This is a genomic window from Rothia sp. 27098_8_29 (assembly GCF_041432785.1).
GTDB lineage: Bacteria > Actinomycetota > Actinomycetes > Actinomycetales > Micrococcaceae > Rothia > Rothia mucilaginosa.
Map to the genome: position 1 here is coordinate 44254 of NZ_JAPWAI010000001.1, position 25001 is coordinate 69254.

Below are 25001 nucleotides of genomic sequence, written 5' to 3' on the forward strand. Positions count from 1 at the left end.
TGTGGGTTTATGGGGTTGAGGGGCGAAGCCTAGCCGGCGTGAACGTCTTCGTCATGTACGTTCTCGTGGCACAAATCCTCGTGCAGAATATCCCGCGCCGGATGCTGCCGCGCCCGCTCCTCCGCAGCACGGTCAGACAGCGAATAAAACCACGTAATGTGCTCGCACACCCGCTCATAGGCTGCCTGCTCATCGTGAGAGGCAATCGCCTCAATAATGCCGTAATGCTGCTGCTGCAACGTGCGCTTGACCGCCTCCCAATCCTTTAGGAAAGGAACCGCCTCCTGCACATAACTCATCGTCGCCATGTGCAGAGAGTCAATCACTGTATCAAGCACAATATTGCCGCCGAGCTTCGACAGCTCATAGTGAAAACGCGTATCGCAGAAATGGAAGCGCTCATCGCTGATCTGCTCATCCATCTCCGCCAGATGTACGCGCGCCCGCTCCAGCGCCGCCGCACGCTCCGGGGTGTCCGGCGCGGCAGCCGCCGCACGCGCCGCAGGGCCCTCCAGTAGCAGACGGGTTGAGACAACGTCCTTCACCGGCAGGCTACGGGTCGCAATGTGCATGCGCAGCGCCCAGCTGAGCGCATCCGACGGCTCCGAAATGATAATCGCGCCCGACTTCGGCCCCGAACCGGTGCTGGAACGAATCAGACCCAGCGCGTTCAGAACCCTCAACCCCTCACGGACCGAGGGGCGGGAAATGCCGTGCCGTGCCGCCAGCTCACGCTCGGAGGGGAGCTTATCGCCCACACGCAACTCACCCAGGCGCAGGCGCCGTTCAAAGGTCTCCAGAATGATGCTGTAGCTGCGGTCCGCCAGAATCGGCTGGCGGTCAACCGCAGGGGGCGCCTCAGCAGGCTGGGTATCGTCATAAGAACGAGGCATAATCTCTCCTGATAACGAGGCGGATAACGAAAAGAAATACTCTGCGCCTGAGATATCTCAGAGCTAATTCAGAGATATTTCGGGCTATTCGTTGAGTGGTCAGGACATAAAAAGCGGGGCGGCAGAACCGAGAAGGTTCGCCGCCCCGCCGTGGCCACCGGAAAATACCGGGGCGAATGTCCTACGGCCCTTGAGGCTTTCACCTCAAGAACTCTCTAAGGGGTGAGCCTCAGATTAGGGAACCAGGAAGGACAGAACGTTGGTCTGCAGGAAGACCAGGACGCAGACGAACAGGAGCATAGCGAAGGACCAGGGGAGGACAGCCTTGAGGATGTCGGATTCCTTGCCTTCCATGTCCACGGAGGTAGCAGCAATAGCCAGCGACTGCGGGGAGATCATCTTACCGACCACACCACCGGTGGTGTTAGCAGCCAGCATGAGCTCGGGGGTTGCGCCGTGGATACCTGCGTGCTGCAGGTTCTCAGCAGCAGACACCTGCAGCTTGGAGAACAGTGCGTTCGCACTGGTGTCCGAACCGGTCACAGCGGTACCGATCCAGCCCAGAGCCGGTGCGAGGAACGCGTAGACGGTGCCCAGGCCTGCCAGGAAGGTACCCATAGCAATGGTCTGACCAGAGAAGTTCATGACGTATGCCAGTGCCAGAACCGAAGCAATGGTCAGGATGGACCAACGCATGCGGTAGACAACGGAACCGAACTCGGTGAAGATTGCCGGGAACTTGAAGGCGTAGCGGCCCTTCTCGTTGAAGAAGAAGTAGACCACAGCAACAACCAGACCGGAGATGATCAGCAGGGTGCCGGGGTTGGACATCCACGCGAAGTTGTAGACTGCATCCTTGACGGGCTTGCCGTCAGCGGTGACGAGGCGGGAGCTCAGAGCCTGGATGTCGATCTTGAGGACGAAGCTCTTCAGCCATGCCTTCAGGCCAGCGTGCAGGTTAGCAACACCGAAGATTGCAACGACGATGACGTAGGGCAGCAGTGCCATCCAGACGCGAACGGCGGGCAGAGCTTCCTTCTCTTCAGCCTGTGCGGGCAGGCCGTAGCGTTCACGAACGCCCTCGACGCCGCGCGGCTTCCAGAACTGCAGGAAGATAACAGCAACACCCATGGAGACGATGCAAGCAACAACGTCGGTCAGGTTGAACGCGGGGGTAGCAGCGGTGACCCACTGGGTAATTGCGAAGGAAACACCGATGATCAGTGCGGGCAGCCAAGCGTCCTTCAGGCCCTTCATACCGTCGAGGATGACGAGCAGGATGAGCGGAACGAGCATTGCCAGGAACGGAGCCTGGTGACCAACGATGGTTGCGATAACGTGTGCGTCCTTGCCGCCGACGTCAGCTGCGGTGGTAATCGGGACAGCAACTGCGCCGAATGCCACGGGTGCGGTGTTAGCGAGCAGAACGGTAATAGCAGCCTTGAGGGGCTTAACGCCCAGGGCGAGAATCATGGTTGCGGTAATTGCAACGGGAGCGCCGAAGCCAGCCAGTGCCTCGAGCAGACCGCCGAAGCAGAATGCGATGAGGATAGCCTGGATGCGCAGGTCGCCGCCGCCGAGGCGGTCGAAGACGCGGCGCAGGTCTTCAAAGCGGCCGGAGAGAACGGTGAGCTGGTAGAACCAGATTGCACCGAGGATAACCCAGCAGATGACCAGGCCGTAGATGCCACCGCGGACGGCGCTCAGACCGGCGAGGTCAGCGGGCATGTGGAAGCCCAGGACTGCTACGAGGATGGATGCTGCCAGTGCCACGAGTGCGGACCAGTGAGCGCGTGCCTTAACGCCCAGTAGCATCACAAAGAAGGTGAGGAGGGGAATGGTTGCCACGAGCGCGCTGAGGCCGAGGCTACCTCCCACTGCATTGGTTACAGCGGTATAAGTTTCCACTGGAACTCCTTTGGTTCAGGGTGTGTTTTGTGTGTGGTCAGACCATAGATAATTCTGTGGGGAACGAGTCATTGTTCCCTGCATGGGGATGTGGTCAGACCATTGATCGCATGTTTAGAAGAGTACCGGATAATGTGGTGTTTCACCAAAAGTGACCTGACTCATTTTTGTGGAAGGCGACCGGAACCTGGGCTCGCTTCCAGTGAAACTGCCGAAATATTGCGGTTCTGATAGTTAATTCCAGGTTCTGAAACTCGAATATTTTCAGATACATCACGAGTTGGGTGTATGGGTCATTGGTTTACCCAGGGGAGAGTCTTCATTTGGACGCATATACCCGAAAAGAATGTTGTTTTAAAAAGGAAAAGCCCCATAAAACAACCATAAAATCTTCAGAACGGCGGATTTCTAGGGGGTTTATGGTCCACTTCTGTGTGTTTGATAAATGTTCAATCTGCGAAAAGAATATAGGGGTCTTACGGGGGGTGCATGGGAGATGAGGTCACATGTACCGGAAGGTAGGGAAATATACCTTAAGGTCAGGTCGACCTAACCGGTTATTTAACAAGGAAAGTATGTGCTATTCCAACTAGAGAAAAGCCGTCCAACGGTGTTAAATGGCTAGAAAGATAAAAGACATCACCACGGTTTCTGATCCCACCGCATCCCACCTCCACTTGGGGCGCGCACATTAGCCGGAACCATCCGGCCCAGCTTCCCCGACTCAATACATCTGAGTCGCTTCTTTGGAAGACCGAACTTGTTCGGACTGTGCCCCGCCTACCCCAGACGCAGGCGGTGAGACCGAGAAACTCTGAACACAGAGGAAAGGACGGACAAGTCATGCGCATTGCACTCTTCTCCACGTGCATCGTTGACGGCATGTACCCCCGCGTAGCACGCGCCACCGTCGAAATTCTTGAGCGCCTGGGCCACGAGGTTGTCTTCCCCCCGAACCAGACCTGCTGCTCTCAGATGCACGTCAACTCTGGCTACTTCGATGACGGTTACGAAGTCATCAAGAACCACGTTGAAGCTTTCGACTCCTGGGACTGGGACGTAGCTGTTGCACCCTCCGGCTCCTGCGTTGCTTCCCTGCGTCACCAGCAGGCAATGGTCGCACGTAGCCGCGGCGACGAAGCGCTGGCTCTGAAGGCAGAGCAGATCGCTTCCCGCACCTTCGAGCTTTCCCAGCTGCTGATCGACATCCTCGGCATCACCAACGCTGCTGAGCAGCTCGGCTCCTACTTCCCCGAGCACGTCACCTACCACAGCTCCTGCCACGGTATGCGTATGCTCGGCCTGGGCACCCGCCAGCAGGACCTGGTCCGCACCGTCGAAGGCATCAAGTACACCCAGCTCGAGGGCATGGACCAGTGCTGCGGCTTCGGTGGTACCTTCTCCTTCAAGAACGCTGACGTCTCCGGCGCAATGGTCAACGACAAGGCAGACAACGTTGAAGCAACCGGTGCTTCCGTCTGCACCGGCGGCGACTGCTCCTGCCTGATGAACATCGGCGGTGCGCTGATGCGTCGCGGCTCGGACGTTCAGACCATCCACTTCGCTGAAATCCTCGCATCCACCAAGGAAAACCCGCTCAAGATCAACTCCGAGCGTGTTGAGCTCTCGATCGGCTAAGGAAAGATAAGACCTCATGACCGCTATTCAGCTTGGTATGCCCAAGGTCGTTCACTACGGCGAGGGCAACATTTTCGAAGAAACCCCCTTCCCCAAGTACGCGAAGGAAGAGCTCAAGAACGAGCAGCTACGCGCCAACCTGCGCTTCGTGACCCACGCGATCCGTAACAAGCGCGCACGCGTCACCGCAGAGGTGCCCGACTGGCAGGACCTGCGTAACACCGGTGAGTCCGTCAAGAACTACGTTCTGGCGAACCTGCCCGAGCTGCTCGAGCAGTTCGAGCGTAACTTCACCGCCGCAGGCGGCCACGTGCACTGGGCACGCAACGCCTCCGAGGCAAACCAGATTGCTCTGGACCTGATCCGCGAGCAGGGCGTGGACGAAATCATCAAGATTAAGTCCATGGCAACCGCAGAGACCGGCCTGAACGAGTTCCTCGAGGAAAACGGCATCAACGCTATTGAGACCGACCTCGCGGAAGAAATCGTCCAGCTCGGCCACGACCGCCCCTCCCACATTCTGGTGCCCGCAATTCACCGCAACCGCCGCGAAATCCGCGACATCTTCCTGCGCGAAATTGAGGGTATTAACCCGGACATCACCGATGAGCCGGCAGAACTGGCAGAGGCATCGCGTAACCGTCTGCGTAACAAGTTCCTGAACACCACCGTGGCAGTCTCCGGCACCAACTTCGGTATTGCTGAGACCGGTACCCTGACCATCGTGGAGTCCGAAGGTAACGGCCGTATGTGCCTGACCCTGCCCGACACCCTCATTACCTTCATGGGTATTGAGAAGATTCTGCCCACCTTCCAGGACTACGAGGCATTCCTGCAGTTGCTGCCCCGTTCCTCCACCGGTGAGCGCATGAACCCCTACACCTCCATGTGGACCGGTGTAACCCCCGGTGACGGCCCGCAGAACATGCACGTCATCCTCATCGACAACGGCCGTACCGCCGTTCTGTCCGACGAGCTGGGTCGCCAGGCACTGCGTTGCATCCGTTGCTCCGCTTGCATGAACGTGTGCCCCGTGTACGAGCGCGCAGGTGGTCACGCCTACGGCTCCACCTACCCGGGCCCCATCGGCGCGATTCTGTCCCCGCAGCTCTCCGGTATCGAGGCTGCAGAGAACAACTCCCTGCCGTACGCATCCTCCCTCTGCGGCGCATGCTACGAGGTCTGCCCCGTGAAGATTAACTTCCCCGAGGTCCTCGTGCACCTGCGCGCTAAGGACGTCGAGTCCAAGCACGCTATCCGCGAGTTCGAGGGTAACAAGAAGGCTCCCTTCTCGCAGATGGACGGCATGATGCTCGGCGCGAAGAAGCTCTTCACCTCCGGCAAGATGATGTCCATTGCAGAGCGTGGTCTGCCCATGTCCCGCCTCATCAGCGGCCGCAAGCACAGGATCACCGCTGTTCCCGGTATCGTCGGCGGCTGGACCGCTTACCGCGACATCCCCGAGCCTCCCAAGGAATCCTTCCGCAACTGGTGGAAGAAGGAGAAGGGTCAGGCTCCGGCACGCGATAACGCACAGCGCGTTGACATTCAGGCCCTCATCGAGGCTAACAAGGGTAAGGCAGCTGAAGCGGCTGCAAACGCTAAGGCTGCTCAGGAAGCCCGTGAAGCTAAGGAGAACAACTAATGTCCTCTGCTAAGGAAGATATCCTCGCACGTATCCGCTCGTCCCTGGCTGACGCACCCGTCGCCCCCGAGCCCGTACGTAACTACCGCCGCGTCAGCGAGCTGAACGAAGAGCAGACCATTGAGATGCTCGTCGACCGCCTCATTGACTACAAGGCAAACGTGTTCCACGCGAACAAGGAGAACATCTCCGAGGTCATCGCAGAGCGCCTGGGTGAAAAGTCCACCTACGTGGTTCCCGAGGGCCTGAACATGGAGTGGCTGCCGGCTGACACCGCTGACCGCAAGCGCGTCACCGACTCCGGTAGCACCCTCAAGCCCGGCTGCCTGTCCCTGAAGGAACTGGACGCAGTTGACGCTGTGGTGACCGGTTCGACCGTCTCCTGCGCAGAGACCGGCACGATCTTCTTGAATACCAACCCCGATGAGGGTCGCCGCGCCATCACCCTGGTGCCCGACCACCACATCTGCGTGGTGCCCCGTTCCACCGTCGTGGAGCTGGTCCCCGAGTCGATCGAGCGTATCACCTACACCCGCCCCGTGACCATGATTTCCGGTCCGTCGGCAACCAGTGATATCGAGCTGATCCGCGTGGAGGGTGTGCACGGCCCCCGTACCCTGGACGTCATCATCTACGACGCCTAAGGTACAGCGCCAGAAGGCAAACCTCTAAAGAAAACCGCCCGAGAGCTAAGGCTCCCGGGCGGTTTCTTTATGCCCTCATGCCGCGGTAAAACGGTGGAGAGAATAGACGAACGGTGGCGGGCCCATGTTTCCCGCCACCGTTCTGTGCTTTATAGGGTGGTGTATCGACGGTTAGCGTCGTAGCGCCCCGTAAGGGTGCTTAGGCGCGTGCGTCGAAGTGCTGCAGACCGGAGTCCTCGCGGCTACCGCCCTGGCCATCGCCAACATCGCGGTAGTCCTTGATCCACTCGATCTTCTGAACCCACTTGACCATCTTGTAGCCGTGCATGGAGTCCGCACGCAGACGCAGCGGGCCACCGTACACATCCGGCAGGGGCTTGTCGTTCATGCCCCACGCCAGGATGGTCTCATCTTCCATTGCCATGGAGATGTCCAGGCACTCGTAGTAGGGTTCGGTCGGTCGGCCGTCGTAGGTGTGGCCCACGTGGCCGAAGGAGGTCACCATAACGTAGCGTGCCTCGTCGGTCTTCTCGACCAGTGCGAGAACGTCGCGCAGGCGCACGCCCTCCCACTTGGCGATGCCGGTCCAACCCTGCATGCAGGTGTGCATGGTGATGTTGACTTCCTTGCCCAGCTGCTTGAGCTCGTCAATGCTCAGGGACTTGGATTCCTTCACCAGGCCGCCCAGTTCCAGGCGGTAGTCAACGAACTCGTGCTCCTTCAGGCGGTTCCACTCGGTGCTCTCACGCTCTGTCGGCGGGCGAGTGTTGACCCAGTGGAAGGGCGAAATGTCGGCATCGGTGAAGGTCTTCTTCTGCACCTGACGGGAGGTGATGCGGTCCAGCAGGACGTTACGAATCGGCTGGGTCAGACCCCAAATGAAGGTCTGAGTGAATCGCAGGTCGCGCAGGGACCAGTACGAAGCGAAAATCCACAGAGCCACGGCGAAGACAATGCCGCCAATGAGCATGGTGACTGCCTGAGCGAACTGTGCTGCGTCCACCTCGTTGTAGGGCTTGTTCAGCATCATGTGAGCGATGTTGTACTGGGGGTGAACCACGAACACCAGCGCCACGTGAATGACGGTGAAGACGCAGTAGAACGCCATGCCCAGGAAGTGGATGGAACGTGCGGTCTGGCGGTTACGGAAGAGGCGCACGTAGCCGGGGAAGCGGCCGCAGAATGCCGGGCTCATAATCGGGCCGGTTGCAATCATCAGCGGTGCCACGATGAACACCACGGTGAAGTACATGATCTGCTGCAGAGCGTCGTACGGCTGGAAGTGCTCAATCGAGGGAATCTGGAAGCCAGCGTAAATCTGGATGGACTCCCATGCCTGCGGGATGATGTCCCAGCTGGTCGGGACGATGCGGCGCCACTGACCGGTCAGGAACAGCAGGGAGACATATACCAGACCGTTAACAATCCAGATGACGGTCACCAGCGCGTGCCATGCGCGGCCCAGACCAATCTGAGCCTTACCGGGCAGAGAAATCAGGGGAGACAGGGTGCGCTGGTCATCGCGCGCAGTAAATGCGCCGGGGGTGGTAGGGACCTTGTCCTTGGTGAACTTAATCCACTCAGAACCCGGGGTGCAATGGTTGTTCCAGTACAGGCGGGGGTGAGAGGCGAGAACTTCCCAACCTGAACGAATCAGGAAGCCCATCATAATGAAATTGATGAAGTGCGTAATTCGGAGCCAGGCCGGGAAGTCCAGCTCTACGCCACCAGTGCTCGCGGTGAGGAGTAGTTGGTGCATGATATTTCCTTCGGAAATGACTGTGTGTGCAGACAATCGTTAGGATTCAGTGCGAGGCCTTGAGATGCGAAGTTAGAAATAGTTACCTTTCTGAACCATATAATCCTCCTCCATGGTTGGGAGCCGCCGGGGGTATCGTCGCGGATACTCCCGAAAGGGGCGCCTCCCGTGTGTGAGATGGGAGGTGCGCCAGCTCCCGCTGGGGCGGAAGCGGCTCTGTGTATGTATGTTGGTTTATGTGTGTTTTAGGGAAAATCCCTGTCCGCTTTCAATTTTATAGGACAAAGTGTCAGTCGAGAAAGCTAAGACACGTCATGTTCTGTAATATTTGCATAAAAAATCCGAATTTAAGGAAGATTCTCATCTTTCCGCGGTTTATAAGGTCACTCGGGTGTAAAAAACCCACCGCAGCCTCAAGAGAGGATGCGGTGGGTTTTGATCATATATGTGGGATGCATGTTGGTTTGCGGGGTCTTAACTGCCTGGTATTGTGTGGTTTTATAAAGTTAAACCCACATAAGGTTGGGGTGACTGTAAGCGGGATACCCGCTCAAACCGGTTCGTAACCCGCCCTTGAAACGCTGAAGGCAACCATACCGTAGCCGCTGCTAGATTTCTGCAGAACCCGTATTTTCCGCAGAACCCTTACGCTTCTTTGCCCCAGCCCGAGAGGCTGCTCGGGACGCAACGCTAGAACCAGCGGAAGCGCCCGCAGCCTCGGCAGAGCCGGGCTGAGCATCAGCCGGGGACTCAGAATCAGGCTGGGACTCAGAATCAGGCTGGGTTTCGGAATCAGCCTGCGACTTCAAACGAACCACCGGAATCATGCCCGTGGCAAGCTTCGCCTGCGCATTACGCTGAGCCTTCAACGCATTCATCTGCTCCTTACGGCTCGGCTCCTGCTGAATCGGCTGACCAGAACCAAACGCCTGACGAATACCCAACGCCCATAGCGGGAACAGCAGAACCGTCAGCGCGCCGCCGGCAACCAGCAGCGACGCCGTGGACTCCTCCAAAAGATCCGAACTGGTCGCAACCTCCGTCACCGCCACAATAATCGGCAGACCCGCAGCCGAATACAACGCCAACTGCGCCTTCTGTGCGCGAGTGGTCAGACCCGAACGGGTATCGAAGAAATGCTCCGCCAAAAGAACCGGAACGCCGCGGCACAGCAGAATACCCACCACCACGGCAAGCAGACCCAAAGGCTTAGCCACCACAGCAGAGACATCAATGCCCATACCGCTAACCACAAAGAACAGCGGAATCATGAACGTAAAACCAACCACCTCAAGGCGACGAGTCATCATATGCAAAGCCGCCGGAGGGGTCAGGGTACGCAGAATAAGGCCCGCCGCAAAGGAACCGAGCACCGCATCCAAATCAAAGAGGGCAGTGCACATGATTAGGGTCGCCAGCAGGAACATGGCAAGACGCAGAACCGTCTGACCGGTCGTATTCGCCTCCGCAGCCATAATCTGACGCAGACCCGGCACATGCGCAAACAGACGGTGAGGAATCAGCGCCACAATCACCGCCACCACCATAAACGCCAGCAACACCACAAACGCCATGCCCGGCGAACGCGAAGACAGCAGTAGTGAAATAGCGAAAATCGGCAGAAGCTCACCCACAGCACCGTGCACCAGCACCGCATTACCCACCGGCGTACCGGCAGCACCGTGAGACTTCAACATCGGCAATAGCGTGCCCAAGGCCGTGGAACTCAACGCCACGCCCACCGCAATATACGTATTCAGCTCATGCGAGAACGACGTAATAACCGCCGCACCCGTCATACCCAGAGCAAAGCACACCACCCACGTGGCAATAGCGCTATAACCCTGACGGCTACGCAACGACGACACGTTAATCTCAAAGCCCGCAATCAAAAAGAGCATGCCCAAGCCCAGCTCCTTCAGCAGCGGGATACCGCCCTCACTGCTGGCAAGGTTGAGCATATTCGGGCCAATCAGCAGACCAAAAATGAGCAGGAAAACCACATCAGGGATCTTCTTGCCCGTCAGCCGCGAAAGAATCGGCGACAGCAACGCAACCAACGTAATCCAGAAAATGGACACAAACTGGCCGCTATCGTGGCTCGACCCTTCCGACAGAGTCGTACCCGAAGCAAGAAGAGCACCAGAAGTCCCCAAATCCGTCAAGAAAAGCGGGGAAAAAGTCGAAAACATAAAACCTCAACGTGGTGTGTGCAGGTGGGGCGCGTTTGGGACAGTAAAAGGAGCGAAATCATGCTCCCGCGGGATTGCCCCACCTTTAAGAACGTACCAATGGTACACACCTAACCTCGTGCAACAACACTTGAACAGCACGTATCGAGCGCCTGAACACCGAAAATAACCGCACGAGGAAACCACATGAGAGCAAAACCTCCGCGCCACCACCTGAGCAGACACAGCTTCCACCGTTACACTTAACACCTATGCCAGAGCATCCGGCTCACACCACCGGACGCGGCAGATACCCTGGCAGCGCACATCCCCTGGCAGGGTACACACCCCTGGCAGGGCGCACAGACTCTCAAACACGGCACTACAAGGAGCGAGGACATGGCAGCAGGGCGCACACAACCCATCCCCACCGTCAGCAGCGGGGCACGCGCCGCCTCCCTCGGAGGCACCCGACGCGACCTCGGGCTCGACCTTGCCCGCGCCTTCGCCGTGCTCAGCCTGCTCATCCCCTTCGGATACTGGCTGCAACTGATTCCGGTGTCCTGGAAGTTCTGGATTCCTCAGACCCTCGTACCGGCAGAGCCGCTCTTCGCCGCGATCCTGGGCGCAGCCGCCTGGCGCTACGCCCGCACCGCAAACTTTCCGCAGCTCTTCGCCGGAACCATCGTGCGATTCCTCGCGCTACTCCTGCTGGGCGTGGCACTCATGCAGGGCATCACCTACCTGCCGCAAGCCGGCGTGACCGTACCCGCGCAGGGCTTCTCCTACTCCCTGCCCTTCGACATGCTCGTGCACCTGGCGCTACTCACCCTGCTGACCCTATTCGTCGTGCACCTGCCCCTGTGGGCAATCGCAGTGCTAGCGGTAGTCACCAGCCCCTTCATTACCTGGACCTACACCCTGCTCATGGACGTAGCCGCCCAGGCAGATGCGTGGACCGCCGTCCAGCTACCCTTCCTCGCAAGCCACGGCGTCAACCATGCCCAAAGCGCCCAGCTCATCTGGGTCATGTGCCTGGGCATCGTACTCGTGCGCCTCTACGACAACCTGCAAGCAAAGCTCGCAATCCCCGTGGTACTCGCCGTGCTGGCGCTCGCCGTCTACCGCACCTTCAACCCCTACACCGAGCTCGGCTTCCTCAACAGCCCGCAGGTGCTGCTAACCCTAAACCTCGCGGCAACCCTCTACTTCTGGGCCGAATGCGCGCGCCTGCTCTCCGCACAGGCGGGAATGCTCACCCCCATCGCCCGCCTGGGCCAGATGTCGCTGAGCGCCTCCATTGTGCTGAGCGGAATCATCATCTACGCCGGACCCACCATCAAGGCATTCACCGTCGGCGAGCACTACGTCGCCACCGGAGGCTGGGGCACCGCCGTGTACTGGAGCGCCTTCCTGCTACTCGGCGCTGTTATCGCCCTGGGCTTCTGCACCCTCTGGTCACGCATGGCACGCTCCATTGCCGGACGCGGCCCCCTGGAGGCGATTCTCGCCCTCATCTCCGGGCGCGGCTAAACGGAACTGAACTCAACGTGAAAGCGGCCCCCTCCCTGCGTTCCTGCGCGGGGAGAGGGCCGCTTCTATACACTCAAACTGCGCAGCAAAAATACTGCGGTACGACAAAGCCCCGGTCCAGAGGACCGGGGCTATCTGTCGGGATGACAGGATTTGAACCTGCGACCTCGTCGTCCCGAACGACGCGCGCTACCAAGCTGCGCCACATCCCGATGTTGACCTATCAGTGAATACCGTAGGCAACTCACCTAGGATAACCCAAAAAAATTCAGAACGCAACACAGCGGCACACCACCGCTCGGAGGAGGGGCAGATAAAGCTTCTAGGCTTCAGTCTCCTGAACCTGATTCAGCTCATCCCAGGAGGCGTACATCGCCGCAAAACGACCGCCGGAGGCAATCAGTTGCTGCGGGGAGCCATCCTCCATTACGGAGCCCTCATGAATCACCAGCACACGATCAGCACCCAGAACTGTCGAGAGGCGATGCGCAATCACCAGCGCCGTACGCCCCGCCAACACGGTTCGCAGCGCCGCCTGCACCGCACGCTCACTCGGGATATCCAGCGAAGCCGTCGCCTCATCCAGAATCAGCACCCGCGGGTTCGCCAAGAACACACGAGCAAACGACACCAGCTGACGCTGACCCGCCGACAGGGTAATACCGCCGCGGCCCAGCTGCGACTCGTAGCCCTCACTCAGACGCTCAATGAACGCGTCAGCACCCACCGCCTTCGCGGCAGCCTTCACCTGCTCATCGGACGCCTGCGGGTTACCCATGCGGATATTCTCCAGAATCGACGCGGAGAACAGGAACACCTCCTGGGTCAGCATGAGCACCTCACGGCGCAGCTGCGCATCCGCCAACTGGCGGACATCCACGCCGTCAATACGCACCTGACCGGCTGAAACATCGTAGAAACGAGCCACCAGCTTAGCGATAGTCGACTTACCGGCACCCGTAGCACCCACCAGTGCCACGGTCGTACCCGGCTCAATGCGCAGGCTTGTCTCCTTCAAAGCGTGACGATCCGAAGTGTACCCAAAGACCGCCGAATCCAGCTCCACCAGAGCACCCTGAACCGTGCCGGACGTGCCCGCAGCGGTACCGGTAGCAGACTCTACAGCGCGCTCATGCGGATGCTCCGGCTCAGCAACCTCCGGCTCCTCAGCCAAGAATGACGACAGCTTCTCCAGCGCAGACATCGCCGACTGGAACATGTTGTAGAACTCAGAGAGCTGCATGACCGGCTCAAACACACGGTTCGCGTAAATCACCAGCGCCAGCAACGTACCGATCTGCATGGTACCGCCCAGTACCGCATAACCACCCAACACCAGCGCACCGGCAATAAACACATTGCCTAAAAGCATCAGCACGGGCGAGTAGACGCCGAAAATCTTAATGGAATCCATCACCGCAAGGCGGTAACGCTCCGACGCCTGAGCGTACTCATAACGCATCTGCGCCTCCGCACCAAACGCCTTCACCGCGCGGATACCCGTAAAAGTCTCCACAAAACGGCTCGTCAAATGCGCAGACTCGGTACGCATCGTACGGAAAACCGGCACCGCAGCCTTCTGGAACCAGCGCGTCAAGAAGTAAATCGGCACGCCCATGACCAGCATGAACAGACCAATACGCCAATCTAGAAGGAAAATAGCGACCGCAGAAATCACCATGGACAGCAACGTAATCGCCAACTGGCTGATGCCGCTGTCCAAGAAGCTGCGGACCGTATCAATATCGCTGGTCAAACGCGAAATGACCTTGCCCGAGGTGTACCGCTCATGGAACGACACGCTCAGCGACTGCGCGTGACGGAACACCCGCTTACGCAGGTACACCACCACACCCAGCGACACACGCACCGTGTACGCCACGTTGACCCACGAAAAAATCGCGGTCACCGCGGTAGCCGCCACAAAAAATACCAGCAGGGTCAGCAGAGGAGAAACGTCGCCCTGCTTGAGCGGCTCAATGGAACTATCCAGGACGCGGGCAATCAGAATCGGCGCAACCGCCGAGGAACCCGAGACCAAAAGCACCGAAATAATCGACAGAGCCAACGCCCCACGATGCGGGCGCAACATCTGGCGTAACAGCGCCATCGAGCGTTCACGGGTCTCCGCGCGCTCCTGCGGGCTCATCTGCTCCCGCGGCTCCGCCGGACGATGATGGGCCATTAGGCCTCCTCCTCCATCGTCATCAGCTGACGGTACTGCTCCGAAGAGTCCATCAGCTCAGCGTGAGTGCCCTCGGCGACCACAGCACCATCAACCATCAGCAGCACGCGGTCCGCCAATGCGACGGTGGAGGGGCGGTGCGCCGTCAACAGGGTAGTAGCGCCGCCCAGTCCCTCCAGACCCTCACGCAGACCGGTAATAATACGCTCCTCGGTGTTCACATCCAGCGCCGAGAACGGGTCATCCAGCAGCAGCACGGAGGGGCGCTTCGCCAAAGCGCGCGCCAACGACAGACGCTGACGCTGACCACCCGAAAGGCTCAGACCCTCCTCACCAATGACGGTATCCAGACCCTGCGGAAGCTCCGCCACGAAATCGCACGCAGCCAGCTGCAACGCCGTCTGGAGAGTCGCCTCCAGCTCTTCTGCGGCGGGGTAGTCCTCATCCTCGGTGCCGTGCTCGTACTGCTCGGCAACGCCCATCAGTACGTTCTCGCGGACCGTGCCGGAGAAGAGTACCGCCTCCTCAAAGACGAACGCGGTCTGGGCGCGCACCTCCTCAAGAGACATGTCGGCGGTATCTCGGGTGCCAAAACGCAGGGAACCGGAGGTCGGCTCGTAGAAACGCGGAACCAGCGACAGCACGGTCGACTTGCCGCTACCGGTTGCACCCACCAGCGCCAGAATCTCACCCGGGAAGACCTTGAAGTTTACGTCCTTCAGCACCGAAACCTCGGGTGCCTTCGTCTCAGAAGCAACTTCAGAATTCGCCTCAGTGGTAGCCTCAGCCGGCGCCTTGGCAGCGTCGTAGCTGAACTGAACGTGATCGAAAGTGACAGATACTGCGCCACCGCTGGGGTACTGCATAGTTTCCTTCCCGGAGCCGCCCTCGGCAGACACTCCAGCTACTGTTGACGAATCAGAAGCACCCTGCGGATGCTCGGGCCCAGACATAGCCGCGGAGCCACGAACCAACGGCACCGCCTCAAAGCCGGGCTCGTCCATGACCTCGTTGTGGCGTTCCAATGCCACCTTATAGCTCAAATAGGCAGACATCAGCGCGGTCGAGCGCGTCACGTGGCTGAGCACGGTCGTCTGCACCGCAAAGTAGGCGGTCATCGCGCCCAGGCTCAAGGTGCCCGCCGCAACCTGCGAAGCGCCCACAGCCAGCGCCACTGCCGTGGAGACACCCACAATTAGGCCCTGGTACAGGGCAACACGAGCCACCAGCATCGACCTGCCGTACTCGCGCACCTGTAGGGCGTCCACCGACTCGGAATATTCCTGAATCTGCTCGGGGGAGCGACCCAACGCCTTAATCACGCGGATACCGCGCACCGACTCCTCAATGCGGGTGGAGAGGTCGCCCGTCATCTGCTGAATCTCATGTGAAGCGCGGTAGTACTTGCGGGTGAAGTTCACCAGCGACAGCACCAGAATAGGCACGGTCACCACGAACACCAGCGCCAGAGACGGCGAAGAACGCAGCATGAAGAAGCCACCGACCAGGAACATCACCGCAACAGTCAGCATCTGAACAATACCGAAAGACAACCAACGGCGAATCGTCCCCAAATCGCTCATGGAGCGGGTCAGCAACTGACCGGAGGGCCAACGATCCAGCAGAGAAAGCGGGGCGCTGAGCAGGCGGTCAAAGAAATTCATGCGCATGGACAGCTCAATCGTGGAGGTCGGGTCCACAATCAGCCAGCGCCTCCAATACATGAAGGAGGCGTGGGCAATACCCAGCAGAAGCACCAGGCCACCGGCAATCCAGATGGCGCTCTCGGTGGTGCTCTGCGAGAGATGATCCACAATAATCTGCAGTACCTGCGGGATGGAAATCTCAAGGGCACCGGCACCGAACGCCACCAGCAGGCCCACGCCCCAGCGCACACGAATCGGACGTGCATACGCGGCGAGGGTGTGCGGGGCACGCTGACCGTGCGCGTAGTCGATCGGGTCGGGGGTCGGTTCGCTCGCCGTCTCCAAGAAGGGGTTACGGCGGCGCTTAGTCGTGCGTGCTGTAGAAGCCTCAGACATTAGAGATGACCACCCGCTGCGGTAGCGGAGGCGCCCTGCTCCTGATCACGAGCCGTGAGGGTCACCAGGATTGCCTCCGGCGGGCAGAACAGACGCACCGGCGCAAAACGAGAGGTGCCCAAGCCGGCAGAAACCTGAACCGGAATACCGGACTGCTCACTGACACCCTTCGCACGCGAAGGCGGCAAATCGCAGTTGCTGACCAGGGCATGACCGCCGGGCAGGCAGACCTGACCGCCGTGCGTATGACCGGCAAAAATAGCCTGCGCACCGTCCTGCACGAAGCGGTGCAGGGTACGCATATAGGGGGCGTGCGCCACGCCGATACGGACGCTCGGCTCCTCACCCTCATCGAAGGCGCCGGGAGCGAAGCCGGGGTGCTCATCGTAGCGCAGATGCGGGTCATCCACACCGGAGAACTCCAGACGCAGACCCTTAAGGTTCAGCGTATCGTAGCGGTTGACCAGGCCCGTCCAGCCGCGCGACTCGAACGCCTCGTGCATCCGCTCAATGGGCAGTGCTACACGCGAGCCCTCCTCAATCATCTGCGGGGTGCGCGGCTGCCACAGGTAGCGTGCCGGGTTCTTGAAGACGGGTGCGAAATAGCAATTCGAGCCGGGCACAAACACGCCGGGGAAATCCATGAGCGGGTCGAGCGCCTCCAGCAGCGGACCCATACCGTCCACGTGGGAGAGGTTATCGCCCGTGTTCACCACCAAATCCGGCTCCAGGGCAGCCAGCGAGTGCATGAAATCAATCTTCTTCTGCTGGCCCGGGATCATGTGCATATCCGAAATATGCAGAATCCTGAAGTCAGGACTACCGGCGGGCAGTACTGGCAGGGACTCGGTGCGGAGCTGAAAATTGTTCAGCTCAATAAAGTGCCCATACGCCGCCGTGGCGGCCCCCAAGGCTGCAGTGGCGGCTACCGCCCCCGCTACCTTCTTCAGGAGCGGGGAGGAGCCGCGTGCGCCGGGGACCGCCACGGGGACGCGGGCGTTGACTGCGTTTTCACACATTATCAATCGCCTTTCAGGCTTCAGCTGATGAGCTGTGATTCTAGCTGTACGACAGAATCTTATCGCTGGGGGTGGTGAAGTCCTTCGTGTTGTACTTCGGTGCGATCGTCTTCATGAACGACTGCCACTGAGCACCGGCGTAGGTCGCACCATCCACATAGTTCAGAACACGACCGTTAATGCCCACACCGTTCAGGGAACGGAAGCCGAGGTTGTTAGAACCAACCCAAGACGCGGTGGACAGGCCACGAGTGTAGCCAACCTGCCAGGTCTGGGAGGAGTTATCGTTCGTACCGGTCTTCGCAGCCGAACCGTTCGGCAGACCAATACCGCGCTGAGAAGCGGAACCGCCAGGCTGGATAACACCCTTCAGAACCCAGCTGACACCGTTCGCGATGTCCGGATCCAGAACCTGCTCACACTGGTTCTGGTATTCCTTCATGGTTTCACCGTTGGTCTTGGTGATCTTCTCGATGGGGCGCGGGGTGCAGTACTTACCCTCAGAAGCGAAGATAGCGTACATGGATGCGCTGGTCAGCGGGGAGATACCGTACTTGGTACCACCAATGTTGGTACCCAGGTCGGGGATGCTGTGCAGCGGTTCGCCGGTACCGTCCAGGGCGTGCATCTTGATTGACAGGTCGTGCACATCGCACAGGTCAAGCTGGGAGAGCATGCCGTACAGGTACGAGTTCAACGACTGGCGAATACCGTACGCAGCGGTACCGTAGGTCAGACCGCCGTTGACTGCGTTCTTATAGGACCAGCCGTTCGGCTGACCGGTGTAGTAGTACTTACCGCCGTCGTAGCACTTGGCGTTCCAGCCGAAGCTGGTGGGCCAGAACAGCTGGGTACCGTTCACGGTAGCGTTAGCGCCGCGGCCGCTGATGAGCCACTGAGCCAGAATAATCGGTTTGAACGTCGAACCGGGCTGGAAGCCGCGGGTACCACCGTAGGCGCTATCAACGTTGTAGTTGTACTCGGTCTTGGAGTGGTCGTTTGCGTCAGCCGGGGTGCCGAGCTCAGTGTTCTGTGCCATCGCGATGACACGGCCGGTGCCGGGCTCAACACTGGTCAGCGCGGAGTTCACGTCGTTCCAGTTGGTTGCTGCGGGCTGGGTGGAGTCAACTGCCTGCTTTGCCGCGGTCTGAGCCTCGGGGTTCAGGGTGGTGATCACCTTCAGACCGCCACGCTTGATGGCGGTGTTACGCAGCTCAGCGGTTGCGCCGAGGGACTCATCCTGCAGCAGGTAGTTGACCACGTAGCGGCAGAAGAACGCCTTATCACCTGCCAGGGAGCAACCCTGGGACTTGGTGTGGACGTTGAGCTTAATGTCGCTGGCGATAGCGTCGCTGTATTCCTTATCGGTAATCTTGCCGTCGCGGAGCATGGTGCCCAGAACGATGTCGCGGCGTTCACGGGCGAGCTCGGGGTTCACGGTCGGGTCGTACACGTTCGGTGCCTGCACCAGACCGGCAAGAAGCGCGGACTGAGCCACGTTCAGGTCCTTAGCGGAAATACCCCAGTAGTACTGTGCAGCAGCCTCAACACCGTAGTTCGAACCGCCAAGGTTCACGATGTTCAGGTAGCCTTCAAGGATTTCGTCCTTGGACTTGTTCTGCTCCATAGAAATCGCAAGCTTCATCTCGCGAATCTTTGCGGCGTAGGTCTTGTTACCGTTCAGGGTTGCGGTTGCGTCCTCACCACGAGCCACAGCGGAGTCAACAATGAGGTTGTTAACGTACTGCTGGGTCAGGGTGGATGCACCCTGACGGCGGCCGCTGTTGGAGTTAATGATGTTGTTCAAGAACGCACGACCGATACCGATAGCGGAGACCGCACCGTGGTTGTAGAAGTCACGGTCCTCCACTGAGACGATAGCGTCCTTCATGTGCTGAGAAATCTGATCCAGCTTGACCGGTTCACGGTTCTCTTCAAAGAAGGTTGCGATTTCGGTCTTGCCGTCAGCAGCGTAAATAGTAGAAGGACGGGAGGAGATGCCATCGGCAATGTCGTCAGGAAGGTCCTGGAACCATGACATCGACGCGTTCGCGACCATACCGGCACTCACTGCCGGGGGTACGACAATAATTGCCGCGAGGAAACCGGCAATCACGCTGAACGCGAGGAACTGCAAAAAATCTCCCGGGCGGCGACGCGCACGGGTTTTCTTAGATGAAGCCATTCATTCAGTTTATCCCATGAAGCTGTGAGAGAAAGCCCGTCTCGCCACCCCACAGGGAGGTGGGCGCCTCAGCCCTGAGAATAAAGCCCCCAAAAGCGCCGGACATTGACCAAAACCATAGTGAATCCCTTTTACTTATTGAACACCGGGCGATAGGCTAGAGGGTATGAAGAAATGGGAATACGCAACTGTACCGCTGATGATCCACACGACCAAGGCAATCCTCGACAACTGGGGTGAAGACGGCTGGGAGCTCGTAACCGTTCTCCCCGGCGCATCCGCACCTGCTGGCGCAACCCCCGCATCGAACATGGTCGCTCCGACTCAGGGCAACCCCATCGCCTACTTTAAGCGCGAGAAGGCTGACTAAGAGCAGCGTACCCGGCGGTCACCTCGCTATCCCGGCTCTCCTTTAACTAGGGGAGCGCGGGAATAGATGAGGAAGGCCGCCGGTTAGCCGTTTAACAGCTGCCTGAATATCAGTAGCGTTTAGATTTACGGCATTTCCCCTATCACCGTTTGGGTGCCAGCACCCGCCATCCTTCTGGAGTAATCATGACTGAATCCCGTATTGAAGCACGTATCCGCGAACTCGGTTACGAACTGCCCGTAGCACCCGCCCCCGTCGCAGCCTACGTTCCGGCTGTTACTTCCGGCTCCTACGTGTACACCTCCGGTCAGCTGCCCTTCGTTGAGGGCGCCCTGCCCGAAACCGGTAAGGTGTCCGACTCCGGTGCTGAAGGCTTCGTGACCCCCGAGAATGCGAAGAAGTACGCGGGTATCAGCCTGCTCAACGCCCTGGCAGCGGTCAAGTCCGTCATTGGCGACCTGGACCGCGTGCAGCGCGTCGTGAAGGTTGTCGGCTTCGTGGCATCCGAGGTGAACTTCACCGCTCAGCCCGCCGTCATTAACGGCGCATCCGAACTGCTCGGCGAAATCTTCGGTGAGGCAGGCCAGCACGCCCGCTCCGCCGTCGGCGTTCCCGTTCTTCCCCTGGACTCGCCCGTAGAGGTCGAGATCATTGTTGAATATGTCTAATCTGTACACCGGCGCGCTGCCGCTGTCTGCTATTCGTGCTGCCCAGGCTCAGCGGGCAGCACAAAGTGGCGCCCAAAAGACGGTGAACGGTATAGACGGTCACGGATCCGGCGAATCACAGGATATCAAGACTCTGCCCCTGCCGGTGCAGGAACGCCGCTTCGGCACCCCCACCCCGGCTGAAGGCGTGGAACGCCCCCGCATGTTTACCGGCCGCCAGTCTGCGGCTAACCCGCGAACCTCCTGCATCCAGCGTCTCTACACGATTCCCGAGTTCATGCGCACCGCAGCCGAAAGTTGGCGTGAAGGCGGTAACGAAGGTGCGACCGGCTGTACGATGCGCCAGGCGGCATCCGTCATTTTTGTGCGCGATGGTGACAACGGCCTCGAAACGATTCTGACCTACCGCCCCGGCACCTCTCCGTTGGGCGTGGTGGCTTTCCCCGGCGGCACGGCTCTTCCCGGTGATGATGAGGCGGCCTCCTGGGTCGGCCCCGGTGCCGAATACTGGGAAGAGCAGTTCCACTTCTCCGATATTGCTCAAGCACGCCGCAGCGTCATGGCTGCCGTGCGTGAATCCTTTGAAGAGACCGGCATTCTGCTCGCTGGTGAGGACGAACAGGACGTCGTGGAGCGCTCCAGCACCCCTGAGCTCATGGCGTGGCGTGAAGCGGTTGCCGAGCAGGACAAGAGCTTCTCTAACTTCTTGACCTCCAGCGGTCTGAGCGTACGCGCCGACCTGCTGCGCCCCGTAGCGCGTTGGCAGTCCCCGGACTTCTTCCTCAAGCGTTACGACATTGCCTACTTCACCACGGCGCTACCCGTAGGCCAGGACCCGAAGCTGCTGCTCGGTAAGGGTGTGTGGGGCGACTGGCTGAACGTGCGTGAACTGCTCGAAGCTAAGGACACCAGTGAACTGGGCGACCGCATCGGTCAGTCCAATACGGTGGGCCGTACCCTCGACCAGCTCATCACCCCCGGCGTGATGTGCCTGCTCGAATCTTTGGCGAAGGCCCAGACTTCCGTGGCCTGGCTGTCCAAGCGCCGCAATATTGAGGTGAAGAAGCCCGTGCTCGTCACCCACAACGGTGCGTGCATGCTCTCCTTCACCGAGGTGGTTCCGGCTACGACCGGTTCCATGTACACCGGCGCAATGGGCGTGCTCTAGCGAGCTGCCGCCTACACTTGCTTTCGAGATGAAGCGTTAAAGAAATCAGGAGCCGTTTCCCCAGGCAGAGGGAAATGGCTTCTGATTTATTTAAGTCGTGCGTCTTTTAGCGAGGGCGTCCTAGAATGCCCTAACTCAAAGAGACCTTAGCGGGAACGCTGGCGCAGGCGGGGCAGGTCCAGAATGACAACTGCGCGTGCCTCCAGGCGGATCCAGCCGCGAGAAACGAACTCGGCAAGAGCCTTGTTCACGGTCTCGCGGGATGCACCAACCAGCTGTGCCAGCTCTTCCTGGGTCAGCTCGTGAGCAACGAGCACACCGTCGGTTGCGGGGCGGCCGAAGCGGTCAGCCAGGTCCAGCAGTGCCTTAGCGAGGCGGCCGGGAACGTCGGAGAAGACCAGGTCAGCCAGTGCCTCGTTAGCGTGGCGCAGGCGGCGAGCCAGAGTCTTAATGACCTGATCGGAAATCGAGGGATCCAGCTGCTGTGCGCGCTTGAAGGACTCGTGCTTGATGGCAGCCAAGCGGGTCTCAGAAACAGCCACAGCGTTGGTCGAACGGGGCGAGGGGTCGAAGAGAGCCATCTCGCCGAAAACATCACCGGGACCCATAATCGCGACCATGTTCTCGCGGCCGTCAGCGGCGGTGCGGCCCAGCTTGACCTTACCGGAGAGCACAGCGAAGAGCTGATCGTCCTGGTCACCCTCGTAGAAAAGGACAGCGTTGCGGGAGAGGTCAATCTCCTGAATGTCATCGGTCAGCAGAGCGAAAGCTGCGTCGTCGAGGTTAGCAAAGAGAGGGGTACGACGGAGGATCTCGAGATCCATAAAGTTCTCCTAGATGTGAGGTGATGAGCCGAAGCTCGTAAATGTTCAGTGAGTGAGCCCGAACCGGTGCCATGCGTCTCAACATCTGAAATGTGAGAAGGCTCAAGCTAGTGTGACATATTCAACTGATATGAGCGTACCCTAAAAAAGCTGTTTGTGCATTCCGATAGGGCGAGCTTTACAGCAAAAGTTATTTCTTCCGAGAAAATTCAAAGCTTACCCACAGGTTCACCACCTAATATCAGGCATTCAGGTGTGTACTTTTTCGGTACCAAGCACGCAGACACCCTCATGACCAGGAGGCGCACCGCCTCCACACACGGTACGATGCGACGAGGCAGAAACCCGAGCCCAAAAACCCCGGGAACACAAGCTCGCCGCACCCACCACTGGGTGTTAACGCGCCGCCACACTCACCGGGCACAGCCCGCACCAACCACATGGGCACACCGTGACCATTTCTACCCACCAAGGAGGCAATTAGTCGTGACGACTGGCATCAACCTGCTTGATATTGCTATCCCCATCATTCTGCTGCTCTACTTCCTCGCCGGAGTCCGCAGCGGATTCTTCACCACCCTCGGAACCTTCCTGGGCCTGGGCCTGGGCGTCTGCGCCGCAGCCTGGCTCGTGCCCCTCGCCGTGGCATCCGTGGGATCCCAGTGGAGCCTCATTACCGCCGTCGGCGTGCTCATCATCTGCCTGACCATCGGACAGTGGCTCGGCCTCGTTGCCGGACGCACCATCCGCCGCGTCACCGACATCACCCCGCTCAAGGGCGTAGAACGCTTCTTCGGCGGTGTGCTGAACCTCGCCGCCTGTGCCCTAGTCATGGTCGTGCTGACCATCTCCATGCGCACCGTACCCATCCCGCAGCTCAACACTGCGCTCAGCGACTCCAAGACCCTCTCCTGGATGGTCGCCTCCACCCCCGAGGTCGTCAAGGACCGCATCAACACGGTACGCAATGACGTGCTCGCCTTCGGAACCATTCCGGAAGTCAGCCAGCTCATCGCCCCCGAAACCAGCGCCCCCACCGAGACGGTAGAATCCGCGGCACTGGACCAAGCGGCAGCCTCCGTGGTTGAGATTCTGGGCGCCGCAGAGCAGTGCGGCTACACCTCCACCGGCTCCGGCTTCGTAGCGGACAACGGCCTGGTCGTCACCAACGCCCACGTGGTCGCCGGCGTGACCTCCCCGGTCGTACAGGACTCCCGCGGCCGCACCTGGCCCGGCACCGTCGTCTACATGGATACCGAACAGGACCTCGCCTTCATCAGCGTGCCCAAGCTGCCGCTCGAACCGCTGACCATCGGCACCAACGCCACCGCAGGTAGCCTTGTAACCTTCATGGGCTACCCCAAGGGCGGCCCGTTCAAGGCACTGCCCGCCACCGTGCAGGGCATCGGCAACACCCAAACCATCGATGCCGACACCGGCCGCGCCAACGCCATGCGCCAGGTCTACCAACTGGCAGCCGACGTGCAGCACGGCAACTCCGGCGGCCCCGTCCTCGACGAAAACGGCAACGTGGTCGGCGTGATCTTCGGTAAGGCAACCACCGGCCAGACCGGCTACGCCATCACCGCAAGCACCCTCAAGCAGGCACTGGCCGAAGGCGGCGACAACACCGCCGCAGTCTCCACCGGCACCTGCCACAAGTAACTAGCCGCTAAATAGCGATAAAAGTTCAGGCTCTCGCCCTCACACGAGGAACGGGAGCCTGAACTATTTAACGAAAGGAGGCGGCGCGCTGTTATTCCGCGAAGCGCTGGGCTACTCCACCAAATGTTGCGCTGTTATTCCGCCAGGTGCTGTGCCAGGAAATCAACCGCCATGACATAGCCGTACGCACCCGCACCGGCAATCACCGCGGTAGCCTGCGGCGACACAAACGAATGATGACGGAACTGCTCACGACGATGCACATTCGACAGATGCACCTCAACCACCGGAAGCTCAGCTGCCTCCAGCGCATCATGCAGCGCCACCGAGGTGTGCGTGTACGCCGCCGGGTTAATAATAATCGCCGCGCCACGAGTACGAGCACGCTGAATCTCATCCACCAGCGCACCCTCATGATTCGACTGCATAAACTCAACATCAAAACCATGATCCGCCGCGCGCTCACGCACCATACGCTCAATATCGTGCAGAGTGGTGTAGCCGTACACCTCGGGGCGGCGCTGCCCAAGCAGGTTCAAATTCGGTCCATTAAGCACAAAAATCGTATCTGACATAAAACCAGTGTGGCACAGCAGGTGCCCGCTGAGCGTCAGTCGGCGCGAACTGCCCAGAAAATGATGGGGAGCGGGCCAAGTACGGTGAGCCTCGCTACCGCCCGCACCC

At 59.6% G+C, this 25001-nt stretch carries 18 protein-coding genes and 1 tRNA gene; 8 read left to right on the forward strand and 11 right to left on the reverse strand.

Translation table 11 applies throughout. The features are described from left to right. Nucleotides 1-29 precede the first annotated feature (29 nt). Both O3649_RS00165 and O3649_RS00170 read right to left on the reverse strand, forming a co-directional pair. Nucleotides 30-893, reverse strand: coding sequence for a FadR/GntR family transcriptional regulator (locus O3649_RS00165; RefSeq protein WP_371572230.1), 864 nt, complete (start codon nucleotides 891-893; stop codon nucleotides 30-32). A gap of 234 nt (nucleotides 894-1127) precedes the next feature. Next, nucleotides 1128-2801, reverse strand: a complete 1674-nt coding sequence (locus tag O3649_RS00170) for an L-lactate permease (protein ID WP_070649925.1) — start codon at nucleotides 2799-2801, stop codon at nucleotides 1128-1130. Nucleotides 2802-3644: 843 nt separating this feature from the next. Here O3649_RS00170 and O3649_RS00175 point away from each other — a divergent pair. Genes O3649_RS00175 through O3649_RS00185 form a run of 3 tightly spaced genes read left to right on the forward strand, consistent with a single transcriptional unit; the run spans nucleotide 3645 to nucleotide 6728 of the window. Further along, complete coding sequence (locus tag O3649_RS00175; protein ID WP_005504630.1) at nucleotides 3645-4439, forward strand: (Fe-S)-binding protein; 795 nt, start codon at nucleotides 3645-3647, stop codon at nucleotides 4437-4439. A 16-nt stretch (nucleotides 4440-4455) separates the two neighbouring features. Next, on the forward strand, nucleotides 4456-6084 hold the full coding sequence (locus O3649_RS00180; protein WP_371572232.1) for a lactate utilization protein B: 1629 nt from the start codon (nucleotides 4456-4458) through the stop codon (nucleotides 6082-6084). After that, nucleotides 6084-6728 (forward strand): LUD domain-containing protein, encoded by a 645-nt coding sequence (locus tag O3649_RS00185; protein WP_049347182.1) that lies wholly within the window; start codon nucleotides 6084-6086, stop codon nucleotides 6726-6728. The genes O3649_RS00180 and O3649_RS00185 overlap by 1 nt, the downstream gene beginning before the upstream one ends. A gap of 199 nt (nucleotides 6729-6927) precedes the next feature. Here the strand turns inward: O3649_RS00185 and O3649_RS00190 are convergent, their stop codons facing one another. After that, complete coding sequence (locus O3649_RS00190; protein ID WP_314893161.1) at nucleotides 6928-8487, reverse strand: molybdopterin-dependent oxidoreductase; 1560 nt, start codon at nucleotides 8485-8487, stop codon at nucleotides 6928-6930. Nucleotides 8488-9095: 608 nt separating this feature from the next. Beyond that, nucleotides 9096-10679: a cation:proton antiporter gene (locus O3649_RS00195; protein WP_371572234.1), complete on the reverse strand. Its 1584-nt coding sequence runs from the start codon at nucleotides 10677-10679 to the stop codon at nucleotides 9096-9098. Between the two features lie 378 nt (nucleotides 10680-11057). Here O3649_RS00195 and O3649_RS00200 point away from each other — a divergent pair, with 378 nt between their 5' ends. Next, complete coding sequence (locus tag O3649_RS00200; protein ID WP_371572236.1) at nucleotides 11058-12191, forward strand: hypothetical protein; 1134 nt, start codon at nucleotides 11058-11060, stop codon at nucleotides 12189-12191. 138 nt (nucleotides 12192-12329) lie between these two features. On the opposite strand, the gene O3649_RS00205 is transcribed toward O3649_RS00200, so the two are convergent. The 5 genes from O3649_RS00205 to O3649_RS00225 all read right to left on the reverse strand — a co-directional run bounded on the left by O3649_RS00205 (nucleotide 12330) and on the right by O3649_RS00225 (nucleotide 19622). Further along, nucleotides 12330-12403 (reverse strand) — tRNA-Pro (locus O3649_RS00205). Nucleotides 12404-12513: 110 nt separating this feature from the next. Further along, nucleotides 12514-14376, reverse strand: a complete 1863-nt coding sequence (locus O3649_RS00210; protein ID WP_371572238.1) for an ABC transporter ATP-binding protein — start codon at nucleotides 14374-14376, stop codon at nucleotides 12514-12516. Further along, nucleotides 14376-16418: an ABC transporter ATP-binding protein gene (locus tag O3649_RS00215; protein ID WP_371572240.1), complete on the reverse strand. Its 2043-nt coding sequence runs from the start codon at nucleotides 16416-16418 to the stop codon at nucleotides 14376-14378. The genes O3649_RS00210 and O3649_RS00215 overlap by 1 nt, the downstream gene beginning before the upstream one ends. Then, on the reverse strand, nucleotides 16418-17437 hold the full coding sequence (locus O3649_RS00220; RefSeq protein ID WP_371572242.1) for a metallophosphoesterase: 1020 nt from the start codon (nucleotides 17435-17437) through the stop codon (nucleotides 16418-16420). The genes O3649_RS00215 and O3649_RS00220 overlap by 1 nt, the downstream gene beginning before the upstream one ends. Nucleotides 17438-17477: 40 nt before the next feature. Then, nucleotides 17478-19622: a transglycosylase domain-containing protein gene (locus tag O3649_RS00225; protein WP_371572244.1), complete on the reverse strand. Its 2145-nt coding sequence runs from the start codon at nucleotides 19620-19622 to the stop codon at nucleotides 17478-17480. Nucleotides 19623-19788: 166 nt separating this feature from the next. Here O3649_RS00225 and O3649_RS00230 point away from each other — a divergent pair, with 166 nt between their 5' ends. The 3 genes from O3649_RS00230 to O3649_RS00240 all read left to right on the forward strand — a co-directional run bounded on the left by O3649_RS00230 (nucleotide 19789) and on the right by O3649_RS00240 (nucleotide 21828). Next, complete coding sequence (locus O3649_RS00230) at nucleotides 19789-19992, forward strand: hypothetical protein (RefSeq protein WP_005504647.1); 204 nt, start codon at nucleotides 19789-19791, stop codon at nucleotides 19990-19992. 185 nt (nucleotides 19993-20177) lie between these two features. Next, a complete protein-coding gene (locus O3649_RS00235; protein WP_005508253.1) occupies nucleotides 20178-20660 on the forward strand; it encodes a RidA family protein in 483 nt (160 codons plus the stop codon). Beyond that, on the forward strand, nucleotides 20653-21828 hold the full coding sequence (locus O3649_RS00240; protein ID WP_371572246.1) for an NUDIX hydrolase: 1176 nt from the start codon (nucleotides 20653-20655) through the stop codon (nucleotides 21826-21828). Before O3649_RS00235 ends, O3649_RS00240 begins: the two co-directional genes overlap by 8 nt. Before the next feature lie 146 nt (nucleotides 21829-21974). Here O3649_RS00240 and O3649_RS00245 read toward each other — a convergent pair whose 3' ends face one another. Next, nucleotides 21975-22652: a Crp/Fnr family transcriptional regulator gene (locus O3649_RS00245; protein WP_005504653.1), complete on the reverse strand. Its 678-nt coding sequence runs from the start codon at nucleotides 22650-22652 to the stop codon at nucleotides 21975-21977. 486 nt (nucleotides 22653-23138) lie between these two features. Between O3649_RS00245 and O3649_RS00250 the strand changes: the two genes are divergently transcribed. After that, a complete protein-coding gene (locus tag O3649_RS00250) occupies nucleotides 23139-24317 on the forward strand; it encodes a MarP family serine protease (RefSeq protein ID WP_371572248.1) in 1179 nt (392 codons plus the stop codon). A 134-nt stretch (nucleotides 24318-24451) separates the two neighbouring features. Here the strand turns inward: O3649_RS00250 and aroQ are convergent, their stop codons facing one another. Further along, nucleotides 24452-24892 (reverse strand): type II 3-dehydroquinate dehydratase, encoded by a 441-nt coding sequence (gene aroQ, locus O3649_RS00255; RefSeq protein WP_005504658.1) that lies wholly within the window; start codon nucleotides 24890-24892, stop codon nucleotides 24452-24454. Nucleotides 24893-25001 lie beyond the last annotated feature (109 nt).

What these genes read in the sequence shown, in the direction of transcription:
- O3649_RS00165 (WP_371572230.1), bottom strand. Translation starts at nt 893, where the DNA reads ATGCCTCGTTCTTATGACGATACCCAGCCTGCTGAGGCGCCCCCTGCG.
- O3649_RS00175 (WP_005504630.1), top strand. Translation starts at nt 3,645, where the DNA reads ATGCGCATTGCACTCTTCTCCACGTGCATCGTTGACGGCATGTACCCC.
- O3649_RS00180 (WP_371572232.1), top strand. Translation starts at nt 4,456, where the DNA reads ATGACCGCTATTCAGCTTGGTATGCCCAAGGTCGTTCACTACGGCGAG.
- O3649_RS00185 (WP_049347182.1), top strand. Translation starts at nt 6,084, where the DNA reads ATGTCCTCTGCTAAGGAAGATATCCTCGCACGTATCCGCTCGTCCCTG.
- O3649_RS00190 (WP_314893161.1), bottom strand. Translation starts at nt 8,487, where the DNA reads ATGCACCAACTACTCCTCACCGCGAGCACTGGTGGCGTAGAGCTGGAC.
- O3649_RS00195 (WP_371572234.1), bottom strand. Translation starts at nt 10,679, where the DNA reads ATGTTTTCGACTTTTTCCCCGCTTTTCTTGACGGATTTGGGGACTTCT.
- O3649_RS00200 (WP_371572236.1), top strand. Translation starts at nt 11,058, where the DNA reads ATGGCAGCAGGGCGCACACAACCCATCCCCACCGTCAGCAGCGGGGCA.
- O3649_RS00210 (WP_371572238.1), bottom strand. Translation starts at nt 14,376, where the DNA reads ATGGCCCATCATCGTCCGGCGGAGCCGCGGGAGCAGATGAGCCCGCAG.
- O3649_RS00215 (WP_371572240.1), bottom strand. Translation starts at nt 16,418, where the DNA reads ATGTCTGAGGCTTCTACAGCACGCACGACTAAGCGCCGCCGTAACCCC.
- O3649_RS00220 (WP_371572242.1), bottom strand. Translation starts at nt 17,437, where the DNA reads ATGTGTGAAAACGCAGTCAACGCCCGCGTCCCCGTGGCGGTCCCCGGC.
- O3649_RS00225 (WP_371572244.1), bottom strand. Translation starts at nt 19,622, where the DNA reads ATGGCTTCATCTAAGAAAACCCGTGCGCGTCGCCGCCCGGGAGATTTT.
- O3649_RS00230 (WP_005504647.1), top strand. Translation starts at nt 19,789, where the DNA reads ATGAAGAAATGGGAATACGCAACTGTACCGCTGATGATCCACACGACC.
- O3649_RS00235 (WP_005508253.1), top strand. Translation starts at nt 20,178, where the DNA reads ATGACTGAATCCCGTATTGAAGCACGTATCCGCGAACTCGGTTACGAA.
- O3649_RS00240 (WP_371572246.1), top strand. Translation starts at nt 20,653, where the DNA reads ATGTCTAATCTGTACACCGGCGCGCTGCCGCTGTCTGCTATTCGTGCT.
- O3649_RS00245 (WP_005504653.1), bottom strand. Translation starts at nt 22,652, where the DNA reads ATGGATCTCGAGATCCTCCGTCGTACCCCTCTCTTTGCTAACCTCGAC.
- aroQ (WP_005504658.1), bottom strand. Translation starts at nt 24,892, where the DNA reads ATGTCAGATACGATTTTTGTGCTTAATGGACCGAATTTGAACCTGCTT.